Source organism: Streptomyces sp. NPDC060064 (assembly GCF_042736455.1).
In the GTDB taxonomy this organism is placed as follows: domain Bacteria; phylum Actinomycetota; class Actinomycetes; order Streptomycetales; family Streptomycetaceae; genus Streptomyces.
On sequence record NZ_JBHWWF010000018.1, the window covers coordinates 22,147 to 46,418 of the forward strand.

Annotated in this window: 17 protein-coding genes and 1 pseudogene; 7 read left to right on the forward strand and 11 right to left on the reverse strand. The window is 69.3% G+C overall.

Annotated features, from left to right (window positions below; translation table 11 throughout):
* Window positions 1-45: 45 nt before the first annotated feature.
* Entirely contained in the window at window positions 46-1,245 is a 1,200-nt protein-coding gene (locus ACFWDI_RS21745; RefSeq protein WP_385306125.1) for a saccharopine dehydrogenase family protein, read from the reverse strand.
* 374 nt (window positions 1,246-1,619) lie between these two features.
* On the opposite strand from ACFWDI_RS21745, the gene ACFWDI_RS21750 reads away from it, so the two are divergent.
* From ACFWDI_RS21750 to ACFWDI_RS21765, 4 genes are all read left to right on the forward strand, one after another.
* Window positions 1,620-2,762, forward strand: a complete 1,143-nt coding sequence (locus ACFWDI_RS21750; protein ID WP_385306127.1) for a CaiB/BaiF CoA transferase family protein — start codon at window positions 1,620-1,622, stop codon at window positions 2,760-2,762.
* Window positions 2,759-3,901: an acyl-CoA dehydrogenase family protein gene (locus ACFWDI_RS21755; RefSeq protein ID WP_385306129.1), complete on the forward strand. Its 1,143-nt coding sequence runs from the start codon at window positions 2,759-2,761 to the stop codon at window positions 3,899-3,901. Before ACFWDI_RS21750 ends, ACFWDI_RS21755 begins: the two co-directional genes overlap by 4 nt.
* Before the next feature lie 79 nt (window positions 3,902-3,980).
* On the forward strand, window positions 3,981-5,195 hold the full coding sequence (locus tag ACFWDI_RS21760) for an acetyl-CoA C-acetyltransferase (RefSeq protein ID WP_385306131.1): 1,215 nt from the start codon (window positions 3,981-3,983) through the stop codon (window positions 5,193-5,195).
* 128 nt (window positions 5,196-5,323) lie between these two features.
* Complete coding sequence (locus ACFWDI_RS21765; protein WP_385306133.1) at window positions 5,324-7,498, forward strand: 3-hydroxyacyl-CoA dehydrogenase NAD-binding domain-containing protein; 2,175 nt, start codon at window positions 5,324-5,326, stop codon at window positions 7,496-7,498.
* 48 nt (window positions 7,499-7,546) lie between these two features.
* On the opposite strand, the gene ACFWDI_RS21770 is transcribed toward ACFWDI_RS21765, so the two are convergent.
* Entirely contained in the window at window positions 7,547-8,287 is a 741-nt protein-coding gene (locus ACFWDI_RS21770) for a MerR family transcriptional regulator (protein WP_385306135.1), read from the reverse strand.
* Window positions 8,288-8,407: 120 nt separating this feature from the next.
* Between ACFWDI_RS21770 and ACFWDI_RS21775 the strand changes: the two genes are divergently transcribed.
* Window positions 8,408-8,887 (forward strand): macro domain-containing protein, encoded by a 480-nt coding sequence (locus ACFWDI_RS21775; RefSeq protein ID WP_385306137.1) that lies wholly within the window; start codon window positions 8,408-8,410, stop codon window positions 8,885-8,887.
* Between the two features lie 194 nt (window positions 8,888-9,081).
* Here the strand turns inward: ACFWDI_RS21775 and ACFWDI_RS21780 are convergent, their stop codons facing one another.
* The 3 genes from ACFWDI_RS21780 to sph form a co-directional block, all read right to left on the reverse strand.
* The gene (locus ACFWDI_RS21780; RefSeq protein ID WP_385306138.1) at window positions 9,082-10,143 is read right to left on the reverse strand and encodes a S1 family peptidase; all 1,062 of its coding nucleotides are present in this window, start codon (window positions 10,141-10,143) and stop codon (window positions 9,082-9,084) included.
* Between the two features lie 149 nt (window positions 10,144-10,292).
* Window positions 10,293-11,213, reverse strand: coding sequence for a cation diffusion facilitator family transporter (locus ACFWDI_RS21785; RefSeq protein WP_385306139.1), 921 nt, complete (start codon window positions 11,211-11,213; stop codon window positions 10,293-10,295).
* A 78-nt stretch (window positions 11,214-11,291) separates the two neighbouring features.
* Complete coding sequence (gene sph / locus ACFWDI_RS21790; RefSeq protein ID WP_385306141.1) at window positions 11,292-12,281, reverse strand: sphingomyelin phosphodiesterase; 990 nt, start codon at window positions 12,279-12,281, stop codon at window positions 11,292-11,294.
* Window positions 12,282-12,700: 419 nt separating this feature from the next.
* Here sph and ACFWDI_RS21795 point away from each other — a divergent pair, with 419 nt between their 5' ends.
* On the forward strand, window positions 12,701-13,576 hold the full coding sequence (locus ACFWDI_RS21795) for an oxygenase MpaB family protein (protein WP_385306143.1): 876 nt from the start codon (window positions 12,701-12,703) through the stop codon (window positions 13,574-13,576).
* Here ACFWDI_RS21795 and ACFWDI_RS21800 read toward each other — a convergent pair.
* From ACFWDI_RS21800 to ACFWDI_RS21815, 4 genes and pseudogenes are all read right to left on the reverse strand, one after another.
* Window positions 13,548-14,948 carry a GH1 family beta-glucosidase gene (locus tag ACFWDI_RS21800; protein WP_385306145.1) on the reverse strand — a complete coding sequence of 467 codons (1,401 nt, stop codon included), beginning with the start codon at window positions 14,946-14,948 and terminating at the stop codon, window positions 13,548-13,550. The genes ACFWDI_RS21795 and ACFWDI_RS21800 overlap by 29 nt on opposite strands.
* A gap of 48 nt (window positions 14,949-14,996) precedes the next feature.
* Complete coding sequence (locus ACFWDI_RS21805) at window positions 14,997-15,902, reverse strand: carbohydrate ABC transporter permease (protein WP_385306146.1); 906 nt, start codon at window positions 15,900-15,902, stop codon at window positions 14,997-14,999.
* Window positions 15,899-16,843 (reverse strand): carbohydrate ABC transporter permease, encoded by a 945-nt coding sequence (locus ACFWDI_RS21810; protein ID WP_385306147.1) that lies wholly within the window; start codon window positions 16,841-16,843, stop codon window positions 15,899-15,901. Before ACFWDI_RS21810 ends, ACFWDI_RS21805 begins: the two co-directional genes overlap by 4 nt.
* A gap of 164 nt (window positions 16,844-17,007) precedes the next feature.
* Window positions 17,008-18,310, reverse strand: a pseudogene (locus ACFWDI_RS21815) (extracellular solute-binding protein).
* 240 nt (window positions 18,311-18,550) lie between these two features.
* Here ACFWDI_RS21815 and ACFWDI_RS21820 point away from each other — a divergent pair.
* The gene (locus tag ACFWDI_RS21820) at window positions 18,551-21,352 is read left to right on the forward strand and encodes a glycosyl hydrolase (RefSeq protein ID WP_385306148.1); all 2,802 of its coding nucleotides are present in this window, start codon (window positions 18,551-18,553) and stop codon (window positions 21,350-21,352) included.
* A 42-nt stretch (window positions 21,353-21,394) separates the two neighbouring features.
* Here ACFWDI_RS21820 and ACFWDI_RS21825 read toward each other — a convergent pair whose 3' ends face one another.
* Window positions 21,395-22,435, reverse strand: coding sequence for a LacI family DNA-binding transcriptional regulator (locus ACFWDI_RS21825; RefSeq protein ID WP_385306149.1), 1,041 nt, complete (start codon window positions 22,433-22,435; stop codon window positions 21,395-21,397).
* Window positions 22,436-22,639: 204 nt separating this feature from the next.
* Window positions 22,640-24,130, reverse strand: a complete 1,491-nt coding sequence (locus ACFWDI_RS21830) for a M1 family metallopeptidase (protein ID WP_385306151.1) — start codon at window positions 24,128-24,130, stop codon at window positions 22,640-22,642.
* Between the last annotated feature and the right edge of the window lie 142 nt (window positions 24,131-24,272).

The following is a 24,272-nucleotide window of genomic DNA, read 5'->3' on the forward strand; positions in this document are numbered from 1 at the left end:
CCCGCCGGCTGACCGGCCGGCCGTGTTGGCGGCCGGCACCCGACCTCAGCGTGTGGCAGCCACCCGGAAGGTGATCCCGGCTGTCTGCAGTCGCTCCAGCAGCGCATCACCCATCGCTACGGCGGTCGTGACCTGGCCCGATGTTTTCGGCAGCGCGTCGAAGGCAAGGCAGAGCGCCGACTCGGCGAGCATCTTCGCCGTCTCGTCGTAGCCCGGGTCACCACCCGAGACCTCGGTGAAGACCCGGCGGCCGCCGCCCTCGCCCACAAAGCGCACCGAGAACCAGCTCTTCGCCCGGCGCCCTTCGTCAGGCCCCTCACCCGGCTTGAGGCGGTCCGACAACCAGCGCCGGGCGGGCGGCAGTTGCGCCAGACCGTAGAGCGCGCCCAAAGCCGTCACACCGCCCGCCGCCATCGGAAGCGTCCGTACGGCCGCATAGTGCCGGTAGCGGAAGTCCGGGCCGTAGCGGGGCAGCGCGGCCGCCGATCGCGCCACGATCTGCGGGTCGATCGTGGGCAGCGGCAGGGCCCAGGCGCCGGTCTCCGGGCTGAACCGCGGCCCGGCCAGCGGAGCTCGCGCCCGGCGTCCCATCAGCCGCGGCTCGTGCAGCCGCCGTTCGTGCGCAGCCTGCAGCATTTGCCGTCCTCGGCTCATCGCGGTGAGCGCCGAGGCGAACGTACCGCCGGAGAACGTGGCGTTGGAGCGTACAAATCCGTCGACGCGCAGCGGCACGTCCTGCGGAAGGTGCTGCACGGTGAAGTACGCGCCGAGGTCGTGCGGAATCGAGTCGAAGCCACAGGCGTGGACGATCCGCGCCCCCGTCTCCCGGGCCCGCGCGTCATGGCGTACGTACATCAGGTCCACGAACTCGGGCTCGCCGGTCAGGTCGGCGTAGTCGGTCCCGGCCTCCGCGCAGGCCGAGACCAGCGCCTCCCCGTACCAGAGATAGGGGCCGACGGTCGTCGCCACCACACGGGTGGACTCGGCGAGTTCGCGCAGCGCGTCGGGGTCGTCCGCGTCCGTCTCGATCAGCGGCAGCTCGGCGCAGCCGGGATTCACCGCGGCAAGGCGCTTGCGCAGTTGCTCCAGCTTCTGACGGCTGCGGCCCGCGACGGCCCAGCGGCAATCGTCCGGCGCGTGCGCCGCGAGGTACTCCGCGGTGAGCACACCGACGAATCCCGTGGCTCCAAAGAGCACGATGTCGTACGGGCGCTGTGCGCGATCGGTACCGTTCTGCCTGTTCAATGGCCCCTCCGCCGTTGCCCCCGCGGTCCTGTCGGTGGCTGAGGCTAGCGTGCGAACGAGCTTGGCAGTAGATGCGTTTCCCATCGGTAACATGCCGGGCCCCCGGGGCCGGATCCAGTGTGAGGACATGCGCACCGGGCGTCGCGGCGCAGTGCGGTCATCAACGCGGCGGGCCGCTGGGCGAAGGCCGAGCGTGCGACGACGATCCGAGCTCACCTCCTATATTGGCCGTAAACATGCGGTTTGGGCAGGAATTCCCAGAGCCGGCGACGGCCGGTTCTAAGCGCTTGCTCGGCCCAGGCCCTTGTGTCGAGTGGAACGCGTTCTTACCATCTCTGGTGTTACATCATTTGTGTCACAGTGCTGGGGGCTCAATGGCGGCGACAGGAAACGGCCCGCTGGCCGGGGTGCGTGTGGTCGAGCTGGCGGGCATCGGGCCCGGCCCGTTCGCCGCCATGGTGCTGGCCGACCTCGGCGCCGATGTCGTACGGGTCGACCGGCCCGGCGGCGCGGGGCTGAACATCGATCCGGCCTACGACCTCACCAACCGCAACAAGCGCTCGGTGCTCATCGACCTCAAGGCCGAGGGCGGCCCCGGCCAGGTCCTCGACCTGGTCGAACGCGCCGACATACTCATCGAGGGATACCGGCCGGGTGTCGCCGAGCGCCTCGGGGTCGGCCCGCAGGAGTGCCTCGCGCGCAATCCGCAGCTCGTGTACGGACGGATGACCGGCTGGGGCCAGGAAGGCCCGCTCGCCCAGCGCGCCGGACACGACATCGCCTACATCGCCATCACCGGCACCCTCGGCATGATCGGCAAGGCCGGCGAGCCGCCCGCCGTACCGGCCAACCTCGTCGGCGACTACGCGGGCGGCTCGCTCTATCTCGTCATCGGGGTGCTCGCCGCGCTGCAGCACGCCCGCACCGAGGGCGGCGCCGGCCAGATCGTCGACGCGGCCATCGTCGACGGAGCCGCTCATCTGGCCACGATGATCCACGGCATGATGGCGGCCGGCGGCTGGCAGGACCGGCGCGGCGCGAATCTGCTCGACGGCGGCTGCCCGTTCTACGGCAACTACGAGACCGCCGACGGCGAGTACATGGCGGTCGGGGCCCTGGAGCAGCAGTTCTACAACGAGTTCATCGAGCTGCTCGGCATCAAGGACGAGGTCCCGGCCCGTAAGGACTTCGCCCGATGGGGCGAGCTGCGCGGCGCTGTGGCCGCCCGCTTCAGGACGAAGACCCGCGACGAGTGGACCGCCGTCTTCGAGGGTTCGGACGCCTGCGTGGCGCCGGTGCTCTCGCTCGGCGAGGCTCCCTCGCATCCGCATCTCGCGGCCCGCGGAACCTTCGTCGAGCACAGCGGACTCACCCAGCCCGCACCCGCGCCCCGCTTCTCCGCCACGCCCGGCGCCGTGGTGCGTCCGCCCGCCCAGCCCGGCGCGGACACCGCAGAGGTCGCTCTCGACTGGGACATTCCCGGCCTTGCCGGCACCGCCAAGGAGGACGACCGTTGAAGCGCCAGATCTTCACCGACGAGCACGACGCGTTCCGTGAGACCGTACGAACCTTCCTCGCCAAGGAGGTCCTGCCGCACTACGAGCAGTGGGAGAAGGACGGCATCGTCAGCCGGGAGGCCTGGCTCGCCGCGGGCCGGCAGGGGCTGCTCGGCCTCGCCGTGCCGGAGGAGTACGGAGGCGGCGGGAACACCGACTTCCGCTACAGCGCCGTCCTCGCCGAGGAGTTCACCAGAGCGGGCGCCGCCGGGCTCGCGCTCGGACTGCACAACGACATCATCGGCCCGTATCTCACCGGCCTGGCGACCGAGGAGCAGAAGCGGCGCTGGCTGCCCGGCTTCTGCAGCGGCGAGATCATCACCGCCATCGCGATGACCGAGCCGGGCGCCGGCTCCGACCTCCAGGGCATCCGTACCACCGCCGAGGACCGCGGCGATCACTGGATCCTCAACGGCTCCAAGACCTTCATCTCCAACGGCATCCTCGCCGACCTGGTGGTCGTCGTCGCCAGGACGACGCCCGAAGGCGGCGCCAAAGGGCTGTCGCTGCTCGTCGTCGAGCGCGGCACCGAGGGCTTCGAGCGCGGCCGTAATCTCGACAAGATCGGCCAGAAGTCCCAGGACACGGCAGAGCTGTTCTTCAACGACGTACGCGTCCCCAAGGAGAACCTGCTCGGTGAACTGAACGGCGCCTTCATCCATCTGATGACCAACCTCGCGCAGGAGCGGATGGGCATCGCCGTCGCCGGCATCGCCGGCGCCGAATATCTGCTGGAGATCACCACCCAGTACGTCAAGGAGCGGGAGGCCTTCGGGCGGCCGCTCTCCAAGCTCCAGCACATCCGCTTCGAAATCGCCGAGATGGCCACCGAGTGCGCCGTCACCCGTACCTTCCTCGACCGCTGCATCGTCGATCACTCGAACGGGGAACTCGACGCGGTCCATGCCTCGATGGCCAAATGGTGGGCCACCGAACTCCAGAAGCGGGTCGCCGACCGCTGTCTCCAACTGCACGGCGGCTACGGCTATATGACTGAATACCGCGTCGCCAAGGCCTTCACGGACGGCCGTATCCAGACCATCTACGGCGGTACGACCGAGATCATGAAGGAAATCATCGGCCGCTCGATCCTCGGCTGACCTCCCGGACCCGCCCGGCCCACATTGCACAACCCTCGAAACGCAACCCGCATGACATAACCCTCGAAAGGCTGCAGTCTTGAGTACCGAAGCGTATGTGTACGACGCGATCCGCACTCCGCGCGGGCGCGGCAAGGCCAATGGCGCCCTGCACGGCACCAAGCCGATCGACCTCGTCGTCGGTCTGATCCACGAACTCCGCAGCCGCTTCCCCGGTCTCGACCCGGCGGCGATCGACGACATCGTGCTCGGCGTGGTCGGTCCGGTCGGCGACCAGGGTTCCGACATCGCCCGCATCTCGGCGATCGCCGCCGGACTGCCCGACACCGTCGCCGGCGTCCAGGAGAACCGCTTCTGTGCCTCGGGCCTCGAAGCCGTCAACATGGCGGCGATGAAGGTCCGTTCGGGCTGGGAGGACCTGGTGCTGGCCGGCGGTGTCGAGTCGATGTCGCGGGTGCCGATGGCCTCCGACGGCGGCGCCTGGTTCGCCGACCCGATGACCAACTTCGACACCGGTTTCGTACCGCAGGGCATCGGCGCCGACCTCATCGCCACCATCGAGGGCTTCTCCCGCCGCGATGTCGACGAGTACGCGGCGCTCTCCCAGGAGCGGGCCGCGGCGGCCTGGAAGGACAGCCGCTTCGAGCGCTCCGTCGTACCGGTCCTGGACCGCAACGGCCTGGTCGTCCTCGACCACGACGAGCACATGCGCCCCGGCACCACCGCGGACTCCCTCGCCGCGCTCAAGCCCTCCTTCGCCGGCATCGGCGACATGGGCGGCTTCGACGCCGTGGCGCTGCAGAAGTACCACTGGGTGGAGAAGATCGACCACGTCCACCACGCGGGCAACTCCTCCGGCATCGTCGACGGCGCCGCGCTGGTCGCGATCGGCACGAAGGAGGTCGGCGAGCGGTACGGACTCACGCCGCGCGCCCGGATCGTCTCGGCCGCGGTCTCCGGATCCGAGCCGACCATCATGCTCACCGGCCCCGCCCCCGCCACCCGCAAGGCGCTCGCCAAGGCCGGACTGACGATGGACGACATCGACCTGGTCGAGATCAACGAGGCGTTCGCCGGTGTCGTACTGCGCTTCGCCCGCGATCTCGACATTCCGCTGGAGAAGATCAACGTCAACGGCGGCGCGATCGCGCTGGGCCATCCGCTCGGTGCGACGGGCGCGATGATCCTCGGCACGGTCATGGACGAACTGGAGCGCCAGGACAAGCGGTACGGCCTCGTCACACTCTGCGTGGGCGGCGGCATGGGCATCGCCACGGTGATCGAGCGCGTGTAGCGGTGCGGCGGCGCGCCCCCGGGCCGGCACCCCGAACGGCCGGCACTCGAGCGGCAGCGCCCACACCCTCCGCGCCGACACCGCCATCGCTCGAAACGACCTGACCAAGACCTCCTGGAGACTCCGCAATGACCGAGAGCACCACCATCCGCTGGGAACAGGACGAGACCGGCGTCGTCACCCTCGTCCTCGACGACCCCAATCAGTCCGCCAACACGATGAACCAGGCCTTCAAGGAGTCCATCGCCGCGATCGCCGACCGCGCGGAGGCCGAGAAGGACTCCATCCGCGGCATCATCTTCACCTCCGCCAAGAAGACCTTCTTCGCGGGCGGCGACCTCAAGGACATGATCAAGGCCGGTCCCGAGGACGCCGAGGCCGCCTTCGAGGCCGGCATGGGCATCAAGCGCGCTCTGCGCCGGATCGAGACCCTCGGCAAGCCCGTCGTCGCAGCCATCAACGGCGCAGCCCTGGGCGGCGGTTACGAGATCGCCCTCGCCTGTCACCACCGCATCGCCCTCGACGCGCCCGGTTCCAAGATCGGCCTGCCCGAGGTCACCCTCGGCCTGCTGCCCGCGGGCGGCGGCGTCACCCGCACCGTACGGCTGATGGGCATCGCGGACGCGCTGCTGAAGGTCCTGCTGCAGGGCACCCAGTACAACCCGCAGCGCGCACTGGAGAACGGCCTGGTCCACGAGGTGGCCGCCACCGACGAGGAGATGCTCGCCAAGGCCCGCGCCTTCATCGACGCCCATCCCGAATCGCAGCAGCCCTGGGACGTCAAGGGCTACAAGATCCCCGGTGGGACCCCGTCCAACCCGCGGTTCGCCGCCAACCTGCCCGCGTTCCCCGCGAACCTGAAGAAGCAGACCGCCGGCGCGCCCTACCCCGCCCCGCGCAATATCCTCGCGGCGGCCGTCGAGGGGTCCCAGGTCGACTTCGAGACCGCGCAGATCATCGAGGCCCGGTACTTCACCGAGCTGGTCACCGGGCAGATCGCCAAGAACATGATCCAGGCGTTCTTCTTCGATCTGCAGGCAGTCAACTCCGGCGCCAACCGCCCCAAGGGCATCGAGCCGCGCCCCGTCCGCAAGGTCGCCGTCCTCGGCGCCGGGATGATGGGTGCGGGCATCGCCTACTCCTGTGCCCGCGCGGGCATCGAGGTCGTCCTCAAGGACGTCACGGCGGACGCGGCCGCCAAGGGCAAGGCGTACTCCGAGAAGCTGCTCGCCAAGGCGCTCTCCCGGGGCCGTACGACCGAGGCCAAGCGGGACGCACTGCTCGCGCGCATCACGCCGACCGCCGACCCGGCGGACCTCGCCGGCTGCGACGCCGTGATCGAGGCGGTCTTCGAGGACACCGCCCTCAAGCACAAGGTGTTCCAGGAGATCGAGGACATCATCGAGCCGGACGCGCTGCTCTGCTCCAACACCTCGACGCTGCCCATCTCCGTCCTCGCCGAAGGAGTGTCGCGGCCCGTCGACTTCATCGGGCTGCACTTCTTCTCGCCGGTCGACAAGATGCCGCTCGTCGAGATCATCAAGGGCGAGCACAGCGGCGACGAGGCGCTGGCCCGCGCCTTCGACCTGGTCCGCCAGATCAACAAGACCCCGATCGTCGTCAATGACTCGCGCGGCTTCTTCACCTCGCGCGTGATCGGTCAGTTCATCAACGAGGGCGTGGCGATGGTCGGCGAGGGCGTCGACCCCGTGTCGGTCGAGCAGGCCGCAGCCCAGGCCGGCTACCCGGCCAAGGTGCTCTCCCTGATGGACGAGCTGACCCTCACCCTCCCGCGCAAGATCCGCAACGAGACGAAGCGCGCGGTCGAGGAGGCAGGCGGCAGCTGGGCGGGGCATCCGGCGGACGTGGTGATCGACCGGATGGTCGACGAGTTCGGGCGCACGGGCCGCAGTGGCGGCGCGGGCTTCTACGAGTACGGCGAGGACGGAAAGCGGACCGGGCTGTGGCCGGGCCTGCGTGAGCACTTCACGCGTTCCGACCTGCACGTGCCCTTCCAGGACATGAAGGAGCGGATGCTCTTCTCCGAGGCGCTGGACACTGTGCGCTGCCTGGAGGAGCACGTGCTGATCTCGGTCGCCGACGCCAATATCGGATCGATCATGGGCATTGGCTTCCCGGCCTGGACGGGCGGTGCGCTGCAGTACATCAATGGCTACGAGGGCGGGCTGTCCGGCTTCGTGGCGCGCGCGCGTGAGCTTGCCGAGCGCTACGGCGAGCGCTTCAACCCGCCTGCGCTGCTGGTCGAGAAGGCGGAGCGCGGCGAGGTCTTCACCGACGCGTGACGCCGGGACCGGGCCGCGCTCAGCTCTCCCGGCTGGACGCGGCCCGCGTCAGTCCTGCCGGCTGAACGCGGCCCGCAGCTCCTCCTTGAGCGACCGCTGGAAGGCCGTCACCAGCGCCTGCACCACCATCGGCTGCATATGGGCGGACAGCGACTTCATCGCCGCCACCTGCTCGGGGTCCGGCTCCTGCTCGCGGTACGGATTCCATACCTCGTCCCGGAACAGCCTGGTGAGCTCGCGCGCCGCCGAGCGGGTGTGCTCCAGCAGGACGGTGCGGGCGGCGAGAATCGTCTCGTGCGCGATCGGTACGTCCAGCAGCTGCACACCGAGCCGCAGCAGGCCCGGGTCGAGCCGGTAGCCGTCCGCGCCCGCCGCGCCGTCCGCGCGCTCCAGGACGCCCATCGCCGCGAGCCGGTCGATGTCCTGCTCACTCAGCGTGCGGCCCGCGCGGCGCTCCAGGTCGGCGCGGGTCGCCTCCTCGGCCGAGTCCGGCGCCCAGGAGGCGACCAGCGCACGGTGGATCGCGAGGTCGTGCGCGCTCAGGTCCGGTGGCAGCTGCTCCAGATAGCGCTCGATCGCGGCGAGGGTCATGCCCTGGTGCTGGAGCTCCTCGATGAGGGCCAGGCGGGAGAGATGGTCCGGTCCGTAGTGGCCGACGCGGCGGGGTCCGATTGCCGGCGGCGGCAGGAGCCCGCGCGTGCTGTAGAAGCGGATGGTGCGTACGGTGACCCCGGCGCGCGCGGCCAGCTCGTCGACGGTGAGCGTCGGCTCCTCGGTCTCGGTCGCCATCTGTGCGCCTCGCTTCCCGCTGCCCGTTCCTGATCTCCGTGCAGTGCAACAGTATTGCTGTCTCACCACTGTTGTGAAAGGCGTCCGCCGATTGTCAGTGGTGATCCGTACGGTGGGTGCATGTCCGAGATCGAGTACGTACGGGGGGACGCCACCGCGCCGCAGGGCAAAGGGGTGAAGCTGATCGCGCATGTCTGCAACGACCTGGGCGGCTGGGGGAAGGGCTTCGTGCTGGCGATATCGCGCCGCTGGCCGGAGCCGGAGGCGGCGTACCGCCGTTGGCACCGGGAGCGCGCGGGCAATGACTTCGGGCTCGGCGCCGTGCAGTACGTCCGGGTGGCGCCGTATCTGTGGGTGGCGAACATGGTGGGGCAGCGGGGGATACGGACCGGCAGCAAGGGGGTTCCGGTGCGGTACGAGGCGATCGACGCGGCGCTCGGGGCGGTGGCCGGGAAGGCGGCGGAGCTGGGGGCGTCCGTCCATATGCCGCGGATCGGGTGCGGTCTCGCGGGCGGGAAGTGGTCGCGGATCGAGCCGCTGATAGCGGGGCGGCTGACGGCGCGGGGGATATCGGTGACGGTGTACGACCACGAGGGCTGAGCGTCGGGCTGCGGCACCGCTCGGCCGCACTGCTCGGCCGCACTGCTCGGTCGCACCCCTCTGCCTCCGTGGCACGCGTCGGGCTTGCGCCGAAGCCACCTGTCCGAACAGCGCGGCGGGCGTGCCCGATGGATGGCACGCCCGCACGCATCAGCGAGTCGGTCAGCGAGTCGGTCGGCCAGTCGGTCAGCCAATCAGTACACAGCCACGCCGTAGACGCCGAGTGCTTCCCGCACCGGCTGGTGGATGGCCGAGCCATTGGTGCCCGTGCAGCCGGAGCTGCCCGAGTGGATGCCCAGCGCGGTGGTACCCGCGAAGTGCGCACCGCCGCTGTCGCCGGCGGCCGAACAGGCGGTGGTGCGGACCATGCCGTAGGTCGGCCCTTCGACGTAGTTCACGGTGACGTTCACGGCGGTGACCCTGCCGCTGGTCACGTGCGTGGTGGAGCCGCTCTTCCGGATGGTTTGGTTGACGATGGCGTTGGCCGCGGTCGTGATGTCCTGGTAGCTGCCGTTGTAGAGGTTGACGTTTCCGGCGGGCAGGGCGCCATCCGTGTACCGCACGATGCCGTAGTCGTTGCCCGGGAAGCTGGTCCCCCTTCGGAGCCCGATGATCGGGCCGCCGGGTGACGCATACCAGTTGACGGCCTCGTTGGTGCAGTGACCGGCCGTCAGGAAGTATCGGGCTGTGCCCTTCGAGACGTTGAAGGCCGCCGAGCAGCGGAAGCCGCCGCCGTAGATCGCGTTGCCGCCGGCCACCTCCCTCTTGAAGACTCCGGGCACACGCTTGATCCGCACGGCGTCGCCGAGACCTGCGGCCACGTGCTGCAGCTGGGTCATGGAGGGTGCGGAGACAGACCGGTCGGCTTCGATCGCGACCTGGTTGGTCGAGGGGTCGATGCCCCACGAGGTGCCGGTGATCTTCGCCTGGGCCTCGAGGGTGTCCATGGCCGCTTCGAGCCGTTCCGTGCTGCGCTTGACGAGCTTGGCGCGTGCGCCGGCGGCCCGTACCTTGTCGGCCGAGGCTGCATCGGTGACGGTGACGACCAGTTCGCCCGTTTTGGTGTCGAGATACGAACCGGCGCTGTGGTCGCCGAGGGCGCGTTCGAGCGTGCTGTCGAGGCTGTACTGCGTCGGGGATGCGGTGACGCCCGGCACCGGATCCGGGGCGGCCCCGGCGGTGCCCGGGCCCAGGCCGACGACGGGCAGGGCGAGGATGACGGAAAGGCAGATGCGCGCGCGGAGCGTGCGTCTCATGGGGGCTTCTCCTTCGAACGAGTCCGCGATGGGGGGATTCGAGGAGAAGTTTGGTCTGGATCAGTTCGGAGCGCGGACGCGACGTGGCATGACCCCGCCATGCATCCAGAAGCCGCGAGAACACCGAACCACCCACCCGTTCGGGGGAGTCACGGATGGACCTGGACCGTGGCCGCGGTCAGCCGCCGGACCCCGTGCAGCAACGCGTGCTCGGCGGCCAGGGCCACCGCATGCGCCTGCCGCACCGTCAGCGCCGGGTCGACCACGATCGAGGTCTCGGCCCGCAGATCGTGCCCGAGCCAGCGCATTCGCACGTCCCGCACGGCCCGTACGCCCTCGACATGGGAGAGCGCGTGCTCGGCCTCGTCGACCAGCGCCGGGTCCACCGCGTCCATCAGCCGGTGCCAGATCTCGCGCACCGCACCGCGCAGCACCACCGCGATCGCCCCCGTGATCGCGAGCCCGATCAGCGGATCGGCCCACCTCCATCCGAGTACGGCTCCGCCCGCGCCCAGCAGTACGGCCAGTGAGGTGAAACCGTCGCTCCGGGCATGCAGTCCGTCGGCCACCAGCGCGGCCGACCCGATCCTGCGGCCCGTACGGATCCGGGCCCTTGCCACCCACTCGTTGCCGGTGAAACCCACCAGACCGGCCGCGGCCACTGCGGCCGGATGGCTGACATCCTGCGGCTCGAACAGCCGCCGCAGCGCCTCGTACCCGGCGAAGACCGCCGACGCGGCGATCACCAGCACCACGAAGACGCCCGCCAGGTCCTCGGCCCGGCCGAAGCCGTAGGTGTAACGGCGGGTGGCCGCCCGCCGGCCGAGGATGAAGGCGAGGGCGAGCGGCAGAGCGGTCAGCGCGTCGGTGGCGTTGTGGACCGTGTCACCGAGCAGCGCCACCGAACCCGACGCGGTCGCGATCACCGCCTGGACGGCGGTCGTGGCGGCAAGCACACCGAAGGAGAACCACAGCGTCCGCAGCCCCTCGGCCGATCGCTCGAGGGCGGCGTCGATGCGGTCGTGGGTGTGGTGATGGTGGTGACCATGGACGTGCCCGTGACCCGTCATGGTCACCACCCTGGCGCATCAAATCCCTTGCAGCCACTGCCGAAAAGCGGCCGCTGACCAGCTGCGAAGGGTTTGCGACTACTGTCCGGACGCGATGACCGGGTAGTGGTCGGAGAGGTTGGTGTAGGTGTACTTCGTGCCCCAGCTGGAGACCGTCCAGGGCGCGCTCTGCTCCTTGATCACCTCATTCGTCCAGCCTGCCGGCTTTGCGTGTCCGGCCCGGTGCAGGACGTAGTCCAGGTCCTCGCGCGGGTCGTTGGGATAGCGCTCGGAGGCGATGGAGTTCTCCTTCGTGTCGAATGAGTAGGGGTGCCCGGTGCGCGCGTCCGCCCCCACGAGGCCGGCGTCGGCGAGCATGGTCGCGTACTCCGGCGTCCGCGAGTCGACATTGAAGTCGCCCGCGACCAGGACCTGTTCGGACGCCGGGATGTTCTTGGCGTCGAGGAAGGCGTCGATGGCCTTGAACTGGCGGCTGCGCATCTGCGCCGCCTCGCCCGCGCCGCAGCCGGGGTCGGTCGACTGAGCGTGCGTGCCGACCACATGAACCTTCGCGCCGTTCACATTCAACACGACATAGACGAAACCCTTGTTGGACCACCAGTCCGCCCCGCAGGCGTCCTTGTAGACGTACTGCTCCTTGCGGACGACCGGCCACCTGCTGAGCACCGCGACCCCGCCGTCCTCCGGGGTGGTGGCCGAGTACGAACCGCCGGTCGCGTCCCAGCCGTCCTTGCTCCGCCCCATCACCGGGGTCTGATACGGATACTGGGCTGCGGCCTTCTGCTTCAGCGCGTCCGACGAGGAGTTGTCGAAGGCTTCCTGCACAACGACGACGTCCTTGCCCTGGAAGAACGTGGTCGCGGGAATGGCCGCGGCCCGGTGGTCCTGGCCCCAGTTGGGGTACAGCGTCTTGCTGAACAGGAAGGTGTTGTACGTCAGCACTTTGAGGGACGGCGTCGCCTCCGCCGGTGCGGCGGAGGCCGTCGGAGCCGTTCCGGTGAGGACGGCGGCGGCGAGGGCGGTGGACAGGGCCGCGCCAGGGATACGGCGGAGCACGGAGTGCGGCACAAGGACTCCAGAGTCTGGTGGGGGGTACGACCGGCGCCGCACATCCAATCAGCCGGAGTTACCTCCTGGTAATGACCAGGTGCCCACTTTCTTTCCACAGGACCACGATCACACCAACTCCTGCAACCCGTACGGTTCTTCGCACGCATGGAGGATCGACGCCGCCGTCGAGCGGGCCGAGCAGCTACGCGCCGAGGCCACGGCCCAACACGCCGACTACGAGGCCGTGCTCGCCGGATTCCGCCATGACGCCGCCCGCACCCGCCGGCGGGCGCACGAGGAGGGCGTGGCACTGTGCGGACCCATGTACTGCCGCACAGGGGAGTCGCAGTTTACAATTGCTAGCGAGTTGTTCACGGGCCTCGTCAACAGCGCTGACACTGATTCAGACCGGGCTCGGACCCGCCAGGAGCGCACAGATGAGCAGGGCCGCAGCAGAACCCGTACCGCTCCCGCCCGGCGGAGTGCTCTGGACCTACGCCGGCGACATCCGGGCCCTGCTCATGCTGCCCGCCGCCCTCACCCTGCAGGTCGCTCACCCCGCCGTCGGCGCGGGCGTCGACGACCATTCCGTCTTCCGCACCGACCCCTGGGGCCGGGGAGAGCGCTCCCTGCACTCGCTCCAGCTCTGGGTGTACGGCGGCGAGGCGGCGGCCGAAGAGGGCCGCAGACTCCGCGAGCTCCACAAGACGATACGGGGCACCGACGCCCACGGCCGTCGCTACCACGCGCTCAGCCCGGCCTCCTACTCCTGGGTCCACGCCACCGGCTTCCCGGTCTACCAGCACGCGCTGCGCTATCTCGCGCCTGCGCTCACCGACGTCCAGGAGCGGCAGCTGTACGCGGAGTGGCTCCAGGTCGGCCGGATTCTCGGCATCCACGACCGGGACATGCCGCAGACGATCGAGGAGTTCTGGCCGTACTACCGCAAGGTGCTCGCGGACGAGATAGAGGCGACCGTCGTTGTACGCGAACTGATCGCCACGGACCAGCCGGTGCCGCCGCCCGACCGCGGGCCGCTCGCGGTGAGACTGCTGCTCAGGACGGTGTGGCCGCTGCTGCTGCCTCCGCTCGCCCGCTTCCGCCGCTTCATGACGATCGGGCTGATGCCGCCCGCCGCACGCGAGGCGATCGGCCTGGAGTGGACGGACGAGCAGGAACGGCGGCTGCGCAGAGTCGCCCGGGTCGTACGGACCGTGGTTCCCGTGCTCCCCGAGCGACTGCGTTACCTCCCGCTCGCGCGCGAGGCGCGGCGGGCCGCCCGGCTCAGCCGGTCAGCCCGCCCCGTGCGATGACGTCCGCGTACCAGCGGGCGCTGTCCTTGAACGTACGGCGCTGGGTCGCGAAGTCGACATGGACGATGCCGAACCGCTTGCTGTAGCCGTAGGCCCACTCGAAGTTGTCCAGCAGCGACCACAGGAAGTAGCCGCGCACATCCGCGCCGTCCTCGATCGCCCGGTGCACCGCCGTGAGGTGGGACCGCAGATACGCCACCCGCTCGGGGTCATGGACCGCGCCCGACGGATCGGCGTAGTCGTCGTACGCGGCGCCGTTCTCGGTGATCACCAGCGGAACGCCCGGCAGATCGTCGCGCAGGCGGATCAGCAGCTCGTGCAGGCCGTCGGCATCGACCGGCCAGTCCATCGCGGTACGCGGTCCGGGCGCGGGCAAAAAGCGGACGTGCTGTTCCGCGCCGGCCCACGGCGAGGGCGAGTCCGACGACCCCGCCCCGACGACCGTGGGGGAGTAGTAGTTGATGCCCAGCGAGTCGATCGGCGTGGAGATGATGTCCAGATCGCCGTCCTGGACAAAGGCCCAGTCGGTCACCGCAGCCGTGTCATGGACCAGATCCTCCGGAAGGCGGCCGTGGAACACCGGATCGAGGAAGATCCGGTTCCCGACGGCGTCGATCCGGCGAGCCGCGTCCCGGTCGCCCTCCGAGTCCGTGAGCGGCCGCACCGCGTGCAGATTGAGCGTCAGCGAGATCTCGGACGTCGACGGCAGCGCGGCGTGCAGCGTCTGCGCGGCCCACCCGTGCGCCAGGTTGAAATGGTGCGCGGCGCGCAGCGAGGCACTCGCGCTGGTGCGCCCCGGGGCGTGCACGCCGGAGCCGTAGCCGAGAAACGCGGCGCACCACGGCTCGTTCAGCGTGGTCCAGGTCTTCACCCGGTCCCCGAGCGCGTCCGCCATGATCCCGGCGTACTCGCCGAAACGCCGGGCGGTCTCGCGCTGCGGCCAGCCGCCCGCGTCCTCCAGCTCCTGCGGCAGATCCCAGTGGTAGAGCGTGGCCACCGGCCGGATGCCCGCCTCGAGAAGCTCGTCGGTGAGCCGACGATAGAAGTCCAGTCCCTTCTGCACGGCGGGACCGCGCCCGGTCGGCTGCACCCGCGGCCAGGCCACCGAGAACCGGTAGTCGGTGACGCCGAGCTGCTTCATCAGCGCGACGTCCTCGCGCATCCGGTGGTAGTGGTCGGCGGCGATGTCGCCGGTGTCGCCGTTGCGGACCTTGCCCGGCGCACGGCTGAAGGTGTCCCAGATGGACGGCGTACGGCCGTCCTCCGCCGCGGCTCCCTCGATCTGGTACGCGGCGGTGGCGGTGCCCCAGCGGAATCCGGCCGGGAACCGGAGGTCCGTCGTCGTCTCGGGGCGTGCGTCGACAGCGGTCATGACGTGGAACTCCCAGGAATAGAGATGGAGCGGTGCGGGGGAGGGGGGTCAGCCCTTGACGGCGCCCTGCATGATGCCGCCGACGATCTGCCGGCCGAGCAGACCGAAGACGAGCAGCACCGGGAGAGTGCCGAGCAGCGTGCCCGCCATGATCACGGACTGGTCGTGGACATAGCCGCCGCCGAGCTGGCGCAGGGCGACCTGCACGGTCGGCTCCTGCGAGGAGAGTGCGACGATCGGCCAGAAGAAGTCGTTCCACGCGGACATGAAGGTCAGCATTCCGAGCACGGCCATACCGGGCCGGGCGATCGGCACCACGATCGACCAGAAGATCCGGGCGGTGGATGCGCCGTCGACCCTGGCCGCCTCGATCAGCTCGTCCGGCAGCGACTGCACCAGGTACTGCCGCATGAAGAACACACCGAAGGCGGAGACCAGACCGGGCAGGATCACGGCCTGCAGCTGGTTCACCCACTGCAGCTTGGCGATCAGCATGAAGAGCGGGATCACACCGAGCTGTGGCGGGATCATCATCGTGCCCACCGTGACCGCCAGCAGCGCGCCGCGGCCGCGGAAGCGCAGTTTGGCGAAGGCGAATCCGGCGAGCGTGCAGCAGAGCACCGTGCCGACGGTGATCGAGCCGGAGACGATGAAGGAGTTGAGAAGAGCCTTGCCGATATCGGCCTCCTCCATCACCGCCTGGAAGTTGTGGAACAGATTCGAGCCCGGCAGCAGCGTCGGCGGCACCTTCGCCAGATCGGCGTTGGAGCGGCTGGCGGCGACGATCGTCCAGTAGAAGGGGAACGCCGAGACGAGGACGGCGGCGGTCAGGATCGCGTACGCGAGCTTGCCGCCCTGCATCGTGCGCCCGGCCCGGTTCCTCGTCCGGCGCGTGGGCCCGGGTCGTGTGCCCTCGGCGGGCGGCTCGGTCGGCGGAGCGGCGAGCACGGTCATCGGCCGGCCTCCTTGCGGGAACGGCGGTGCGCGATCAGGGCGTTGACCCCGACCAGCACCAGGATCAGCAGAAACATCACCCAGGCGATGGCGGCGGCCCGGCCCAGATGGAAGAAGCCCCAGCCCTGCTCGTACATATAGAGACCGAGTGTCTGGTACTGGTGCGATATACCGCCGGAGATGGAACCCTCGAACAGCAGCGGCTCACCGAAGAGCTGGGTGGCGCCGATCGTCGAGACGACGACGGTGAAGAGGATCGTGGGACGCAGCCCCGGCAGGGTGACATGGATGAACTGCCGCCAGCGTGAGGCCCCGTCCATCTCGGCGGCCTCGTACAGCTCGCTCGGGATGGACTGCATGCCCGCCAGATAGATCAGTGCGTTGTAGCCGGTCCAGCGCCAGATGACGATGGTCGATACGGCGATCTGCGAGGAGACCGTGCCGGCCTGCCAGTCCACCGGATCGAAACCGACCAGGCCCAGCACATAGTTGATCAGGCCGAAATCGCGGCCGAAGAGCTGCGCGAAGACCAGGGTCGCGGCGGCGACGGAGGTCGCGTACGGCAGCAGCATCGCCGTGCGCAGGAAAGTCCGGCCGCGCAGCCGATAGTTGAGCAAGTGGGCCAGGCCCAGCGCCATCACCAGCTGTGGGACGGTGGACAGCACCCCGATGGTGAACGTGTTGCCCAGTGCGGTCCAGAAGATCTCGTCGCCGAAGAGCGCGGTGTAGTTGCCGAAGCCACGCCACTCCATCTCCCCGGGCGTCTGCAGTTCGACGCGGTAGAGCGAGACGAAGGCCGTGTAGATCAGCGGGAAGAGCCCGAAGGCGGCGAACAAGGCGAAGAACGGAGCGATATAGGCGTACGGCGAGAGCGTGCGCCAGGTGCGGTGCGCGGCCGAGGGCCGGGGGGAGACCGGCTTCGCGCTGGCGGTGAGGGTCACGGTGCGGCCCTTCGAGGAGTGGGAACGGGAGGTTGGGCACGACCAGCAGCCGGAGGCCGGTCAGGCCGGGAATCAGCACCGGCCGGAATCATGACCGGCCCGAGGAAGTTGAGCGGTGCCGGGGAGGTTCGGGTGGCGTCCCGCACTTCCCCGGCACCGCCGGGTCAGCCGGTGGCGTTCTCCACGTTCTTCTTCGCGGTCGACCAGGCCTTGTCGGGCGAGGTGCCCTTGCGCTCCACCTCGCTCAGCGCGTTGGTGATCTGGTCGGCGACGCTCTTGTCATGGACTCCGAGGACCTGGACGGGCGCCGCCTTGGCGGCGTCGCCGAAGATCTGGCCGATGGGCGCGTCCGAGAAGTACGGGTCCTTGGCCGCCGCGACCTTGGCGATGGCGCCGGTCGATGACGGGAAGTTGCCCTGCTTGGTGAAGAGCTTGGCCTGCTGCTCGGGGGCGGTGAGCCACTGGATCAGCTCGTACGCCTCCTTCCTGTGCTTGGCGGCACGGGGGATCGAGAGATACGAACCGCCCCAGTTGCCGGCGCCTGCGGGCAGCTTGGCGATGTCCCACTTGCCCTTGCCGGCGTCACCGGCCTGGCCTTTGATGTAGCCGAGCATCCAGGCGGGGCAGGGCATGGTGGCGAACGAGCCGGCGGAGAACGCCTGGTTCCACTGCGGTGACCACTGGTCGAGCTTGGCGCTCAGGCCCGACTTCGCCGCCTCGGCCGAGGCGTCCCAGGCGGCCTTGACCGCCGGGTTGTTCTCGTAGATCAGCTTCCCGGAGGCGTCGTAGTACCGCTCCTTCTCCTGGCCGATCATGATCGTGTAGAGGCTGCCGACGCTGTCCATCCAGGCGCTCTTGGCCGGAGCCTTCTTCTTGTACTCCTTGCCGAGCGCCAGATAGCCGTCCCAGGTGGACCACTTCTTCGCGAGCTCCGCGCGGTCGGTGGGCAGACCGGCCTGCTTGAAGAGGTCGGAGCGGTAGCACATGGCCTCCGGGCCGACATCCGTGCCCAGGCCGAGGACCTGGCCGTCCTTGCCGGTCGCCGCCGACCACTTGGCCTCGGCGAACTGGTCCTTGAGCTTGTCGGCGCCGTACTGCTTCAAGTCCTCGAACTTGTCGGACTGCTGCTGGGTGACCGCGGCGATCCGGCCGACCTCGATGCCCTGCACATCCGCGAGGCCGCCACCGCCGGCGAGCCGCGTCTGCAGCGACTTCCAGTAGTCCTGCTCGTCCTCGGTGTCGGTCTGCTTGATCTTGACGTTCGGGTGGAGCTTCTCGTACTCCGCGTAGAGCCCGGCCTCCTTGTAGCCGAAGGATCCGAAGAGGTCCACGGTGTGTGACCTTGCCGCCCGCACTGTCGGATGCGCCGTCCGACGATCCGGATCCACAGGCGGCGAGCAGTGCCCCTGCGAGCGCGACCGCACCCAGGCGGACCGCGGTTCTCTTGGCGGCTCGGGCGTTGGGCATGGGAAGCCTCCCTTGGCTTCGGTGGAGCGAGATCGCGTGAGAGCGCTCTCAGAGATGCGTTTGGAGCGTGCCCCGGAGGCATCCGCCCCGTCAAGACTCGAAGGCATAACGGCTAGGACTCGGCGCGAACTACTCCCTGTGTCCCGCGTATTGACACCTCTGTTTCAGGAGTTTTACGTTCCTCCCCATCTGAGAGCGCTCTCGGACGCCCCTTCCCGTGATGACTTCGAGGTGCCGTCCATGCCAGCCACCCGCACCGGACCAGCCACCCGCACCGGACCAGCTGCCGCGCTGGTACTGGTCTCAGCCCTGGCCGCTTTCGGTCTGGGCCCGGCCGCCACCCCGGCGGCGGCCGCCACCGTCCCCGTCGGCTCTGGCAGTTACTCCGACACCCGTCCTGCCGGTACGTCGGGCCCGACCACCAACACCGGCGCGCCGGTCACGCCCAAGGTCACCTCCGCAGCCAAGGACAAGCCGGTCCCCACCAACGACTGGTGGACCTCGCTCGCCTTCCAGCGGTACGGCGACAACCCGTACTCCACCCCCATGTACGGCCATCCCCTCACCTACCAGGCCACCGCCGGCGGACTCGAGGTCGGCTACCCGACGACCCCGGCTATCGTCGGCGAGGGCCGCCAGTACGAGTACGCCCACAAGCGGGACCTGACCCTCGGCATCACCGGGCTCAACTCACCGGACACCAAGGCCGACGACTGGTCCGACTGGACCGTGACCCCCTACTGGTCCGACGGCGCCCGCACGCTGCGCACCACCATCGGCCACGGCCTGCCGTTCGTATACGCCAAGGGCTCCGGCGGCAACGCCCAGATCACCACCGCCGCCGCGCCCACCGTCTTCGCCGACCAGGGCAATGTCCTCGGCATCACCGTCGCAGGGCATCACTACGCGCTGTTCGCGCCGAGCGGCAGCGACTGGACGGTCTCCGGCTCCACCGTGACCGCGGGACTCGGCACCAAGGACTACTTCTCGCTCGCCGTACTGCCCTCCACCGACGCACTGGCCATGTACAAGAAGTACGCGTACAGCTTCGTCACCGGCTCCAAGGCGAGCTGGAGTTACACCGGCGGCACCGTGAACGCCACCTACACCCTGACCACCGAGGCCAAGGAGGGCACCGAGCGCGGCACGCTCCAGGCCCTCTACCGCCATCAGTGGCTGAACACCACGGACGCGCTCACTCCGTACACCTATGTATCGCCGCGCGGCACCATGAAGGTCCGTGAGGCGACCTCCTTCACCACCAGCCAGAAGGCGTCCGCGGTGCTGCCCGCACTGCCGAAGACGAACGCTGTCGACACCGCACGGCTCAGGGGCTACCTCGACGCGGTGGCGAACGACCCCGACCCGTTCAAGGGCTACACGGACACCTACTGGACCGGCAAGGTGCTCGGACAGCTCGCCCAGCTCGTGCCCGTCGCCGACCAGATCGGTGAGACCGCGACCAGGGACAAACTGCTGGCCCTGATGAAGGGCCGGCTCCAGGACTGGTTCACGGCAGGCGGCGCGAACGAGTTCTCGTACGACCAGGTCTGGAAGACCCTCACCGGCTACCCGGCCTCGTACGGCAGTGACACCGAGCTCAACGACCACCACTTCCACTACAGCTATTACGTGTACGCGGCCGCGATCGTCGCCCAGTACGACCAGGCCTGGGCTGCCGACTCGGCATGGGGCGGCATGGTGAAGACCCTGGTGCGGGACGCGGCAAACCCCAGCCGCACCGACAGCGCCTTCCCGTTCCTGCGGGGCTTCGACGTGTACGCGGGCCACAGCTGGGCCTCCGGACACCAGGGCTTCGCGGCCGGCAACAACCAGGAGTCGTCCTCGGAGTCCATCAACCTCAGCGCGGGCCTCGTGCTGCTTGGCTCGGCCACCGGCGACACCGCGCTGCGCGACCTCGGCACCTATCTGCTCACCACCGAGTCCGAGGCGATCGCCCAGTACTGGTTCGACGCCGACCAGCAGGTCTTCCCGTCCGCCTTCGGGCATGACACGGTCGGCATGGTGTGGGGCAGCGGCGCGGCGTACGCCACCTGGTGGACCGCCAACCCGGAGGAAATCCACGGCATCAACGCCCTTCCGCTGACGGGCGGTTCACTGCATCTGGGCGGCGAGAAGGCCGCGATCCGCCGCAATATCGCCGAGATGGAACGGGAGAACGGTGGGCTGGCCGTCGAATGGCGCGACATCCTCTGGGAGTTCCAGGCGCTGGCCGACCCGGCGTCGGCGAAGTCCAAGTGGGACGCGGGCAACGCGGGCTACACCCCGGAGCAGGGCGAGTCCAAGGCGCATACGTACCACTGGATCAGCACACTCGACACGCTCGGCGCCCCTGACGCGACGGTCACGGGCGACATCCCGAGCTCCGCGGTCTTCACCAAGGGCACGGTACGGACCTACGCCGCGCACAACTACGGTGCCACGGCCCGCACGGTGACCTTCTCCGACGGCAAGACGCTCACGGTCCCGGCGCGCTCGACGGCGACCGGCACGGGCACCGGGGGAGGCGACCCGGACCCCGGTCCCGACCCGGAACCGCCCACGGGCAACACCTTCCAGCTCCGCACCGGCGGGGTACTGACCACCGCGGCGGGCGGCACGGCGGGTGCCGACACGATCGCCTCGGCGGCCGGCGCCAACTACGACGGCACCCCGCACCAGCCGCTCGTCTATGAGATCAAGAAGGTCAACGGCACGCTCGCTCCCGGCGCGGCCACGGCGTTCCGCCTCCAGCTGGACGCGGGCACCACGGTCGGACTCGGCCAGCAGGCCAGGATCAGCTACGACCTCACGGGCGACGGCACCTTCGACCGGACCGAGACCTACCAGTACTTCGCGACCGACCCGGTCACGGGCTGGGAGGAGTACACCCAGTCACGCGGCCTGAAGTCGGCGACCGGAACCCTCGGCGACCTCAAGGGCGGCACCGTACGCCTCGAGGTGTGGAACGCGATCGGCAACGGAACCGCCACGCTCCAGACCGGCACCGACCGTTCGGTGCTGGTGATCCCCTTCAGCTGACGACTGAAGCAACCACGCGGTGTGCGACGGGTCCCCGGCGACTCAGGCCGAGGCCCGCCGCACCAGCGTGGTCGGAGTGATCACCGATGCGGGGGCCCCGGCTCCCGGCTCGTCCTCGTTCAGTACGCGCATCAGCAGCCGGACCATCAACCGGCCCATTCCCTCTATGTCCTGACGGATCGTTGTCAGTGGCGGATCGGTCGACTCGACGACCGAGGGCATGTCGTCGAAGCCGACCAGCGCGACATCCTCGGGCACCCGACGACCCTGCCGGCGCAGTGTCCGCAGCGCCCCCGAGGCCATCAGATCGTTGGCGGCGAAGACGGCGTCCAGATCGGGGCGGCGCTCCAGCAGCTCAGCCATCGCGCGGGCGCCGCTGTCCGCGGTGAAGTCGCCCTGGCAGACCAGCTCCGGGTCGGCGTCCAGCAGGACATCGCGGTAGCCGTCGATCCGGTCCAGCGCGGAGGTCTGGTCGCGCGGGCCCGCGATGTGCGCGATGCGCTCGCGGCCGAGAGAGACCAGATGCCGTACGGCCTCCCGGGCGCCGCCGCGGTTGTCGCAGTCGACATACGGGACGGCGAGCTCGGAGGCGGCACCGGGCCAGCCGGGGCGGCCGCCGAAGACGGTCGGCACCTTGACCCGCCGGATGATCGACGGCAGTTCGTCGTCATTGTGCAGCGAGAAGGCCAGCGCGCCGTCGACATGGCCGCCGCCGAGGTAGCGGGCGATCCGGTCGTAGTCACCCGGCCCCTCCACCCACAGCAGCACCAGCTGGGAGTCGTAGGCCGTCAGCTCGCGGCTGATGCCACGCACCTGCTGCTCGAAGAAGGGGTCCGAGAAGATCCTGAACTCGGGCTCGGCGATGATCACGGCGACTGCGCCGTTGCGCCGGGTGACCAGGGTGCGCGCCGCGTGGTTGGGTACGTATCCGAGCTCCTCGACCGCCTGACGCACCTTGTCGACCAGCGGCGGCCGGACACCGGCGCCGCCGTTGACGACCCGGGAGGCCGTGGCCCGGGAGACGCCGGCGCGGGCGGCGACGGCTTCCAGAGTGGGGCGGGACCCAGTGGTCTGCTCGGGCAAGGCGGGCGCTCCTCGTCTGCTTCAGTCAACCGCTTCAGACGACAGCGGGGGAGAACGCTGCCGGGTAACAGGATATCCGGCTCCCGATGATCTTCTGAGAGCGCTCCCCTCCAGCCCGCGGAAGGGAAAGGAGAGGGCAGGGAGAAGGGGGCACGGCAGAGCGCCGCCGTCCCTGTTTGGGGACGGCGGCGCTCCTGCCACGTCTCAGTGGTCGTGGACGGTGTTCGTCGCCGCGATCGTCTTCCAGGACTTCGGCCGGACGTGCTTGACGTCCGCCCGAGCGCTCCGCACTCCGGCCGCCGCCGGAGCGCCCGGCTTCGACGGCTGGTAGAGCCAGCTGTCGAAGAGCCCGGCCAGCGGCTTGCCCGAGATCTTCTCGGCGTACTTCACAAAGTCGCCGACCTTTGCGTTGCCGTAGGCGTGCTCCTTCGGCCAGCCCTTGAGGATGGCGAAGAAGTCCTTGTCGCCGACCTTGTTGCGCAGTGCCTGCAGCGCCAGCGCGCCCCGGTCGTAGATGGCGATGTCGAACTGCTTGTCCGGACCCGGGTCGCCCGGCTTGACGGTCCAGAACGCGTCGTCGGCCGGGTGCTGGGCGTAGACGTAGTCCGCGAGCTCCTGCGCGGTGCCCTCGCCCTCCTTCTCCGACCACAGCCACTGGCTGTAGCGGGCGAAGCCTTCGTTGACCCAGATGTCCTTCCAGCCGTCGACGGAGACGCTGTCGCCGTACCACTGGTGGGCCAGCTCATGGACGACCACGGAGACATTCGCGCCGTTCGCGAACTGCCGCGGGCTGTAGAACGGCCGGGTCTGTGTCTCCAGCGCAAAAGTGCTGGTGACATTGGGGACGTAGCCCCCGAGTGCGTTGAAGGGGTACGGGCCGAAGACCCCGGTGAGCCACTCGGCCACCTCGCCGGTCCGCTCGACGCTCGCCCGCGCCGCCCCGGCGTTGTCGCCGAGATCCTTGCTGTACGCGTTGAGGATGGGCAGCCCGTCGGCCGTCTTGTCGGTGGTGATGTCGAACTTTCCGACGGCGAGCGTGGCGAGATACGACGCCTGCGGCTTGTTGGAGCGCCAGTTGTAGCGCGTCCGGCCCAGCTTGGAACTCTGCGACTGCAGCACGCCGTTGCTGATCGCCTGGGTGCCGTCCGGCACCGACACCGAGATGTCGTACGTCGCCTTGTCCAGCGGGTGGTCATTGCTCGGGAACCACCACACGGCCGAGTCCGGCTCCTGGGCGGCGACGCCGCCGTCCGGAGTGCGGTGCCAGGCTGTATAGCCGCCGATGCTCAGTTCGGAGGGCTTGCCCGCGTACCGGACGACCACCGAGACGGAGGCGCCCTTCTCCAGCGGCGTGGCCGGAGTGACGACCAGCTCCTGGTCGCCCTCCTTGGCGAACTTCGCGATCTTGTTGTTGACTCGCACCTCGCTGACCTTCAGTCCGAAGTCGAGGTTGAAGCGGTTCAGGTTCTGCTTGGCGGTGGCGAGGATCGTTGCCGTACCCGTCAGCAGATCCGTACTGGGCTCGTAAGTGAGCCTCAGGTCGTAGTGGGATACGTCGTATCCGCCGTTTCCGCTGGCCGGGTAGTAAGGGTCGCCGATGCCCGGGGCGCCCGGAGAGCTGTCGGCGGCCGATGCCGGGATCGCCAGCAGCAGAGAGGCCGCGAGCGCGCTCGGGACGATAAGTCTGCGGTGCACGGATGCTCCAAGTCGTGGGGACTGATGATCTCTTGAAGCCTATTCAGACCCGGCGCCCGCAGTCAGGACGCCGCTCGGCCTTTCACGTGATCGCCATTCGGCCGACATGATCCCGGGTGTCCCTTCGGTCACTTTGATGCCC

Bases quoted from the DNA above. Each gene is read 5' to 3' on its own strand.
- ACFWDI_RS21805 (WP_385306146.1), bottom strand. From the start codon at position 15,902: ATGACCGTGCTCGCCGCTCCGCCGACCGAGCCGCCCGCCGAGGGCACA.
- ACFWDI_RS21775 (WP_385306137.1), top strand. From the start codon at position 8,408: ATGTCCGAGATCGAGTACGTACGGGGGGACGCCACCGCGCCGCAGGGC.
- ACFWDI_RS21800 (WP_385306145.1), bottom strand. From the start codon at position 14,948: ATGACCGCTGTCGACGCACGCCCCGAGACGACGACGGACCTCCGGTTC.
- ACFWDI_RS21785 (WP_385306139.1), bottom strand. From the start codon at position 11,213: ATGACGGGTCACGGGCACGTCCATGGTCACCACCATCACCACACCCAC.
- ACFWDI_RS21795 (WP_385306143.1), top strand. From the start codon at position 12,701: ATGAGCAGGGCCGCAGCAGAACCCGTACCGCTCCCGCCCGGCGGAGTG.
- ACFWDI_RS21750 (WP_385306127.1), top strand. From the start codon at position 1,620: ATGGCGGCGACAGGAAACGGCCCGCTGGCCGGGGTGCGTGTGGTCGAG.
- ACFWDI_RS21765 (WP_385306133.1), top strand. From the start codon at position 5,324: ATGACCGAGAGCACCACCATCCGCTGGGAACAGGACGAGACCGGCGTC.
- ACFWDI_RS21780 (WP_385306138.1), bottom strand. From the start codon at position 10,143: ATGAGACGCACGCTCCGCGCGCGCATCTGCCTTTCCGTCATCCTCGCC.
- ACFWDI_RS21820 (WP_385306148.1), top strand. From the start codon at position 18,551: ATGCCAGCCACCCGCACCGGACCAGCCACCCGCACCGGACCAGCTGCC.
- ACFWDI_RS21770 (WP_385306135.1), bottom strand. From the start codon at position 8,287: ATGGCGACCGAGACCGAGGAGCCGACGCTCACCGTCGACGAGCTGGCC.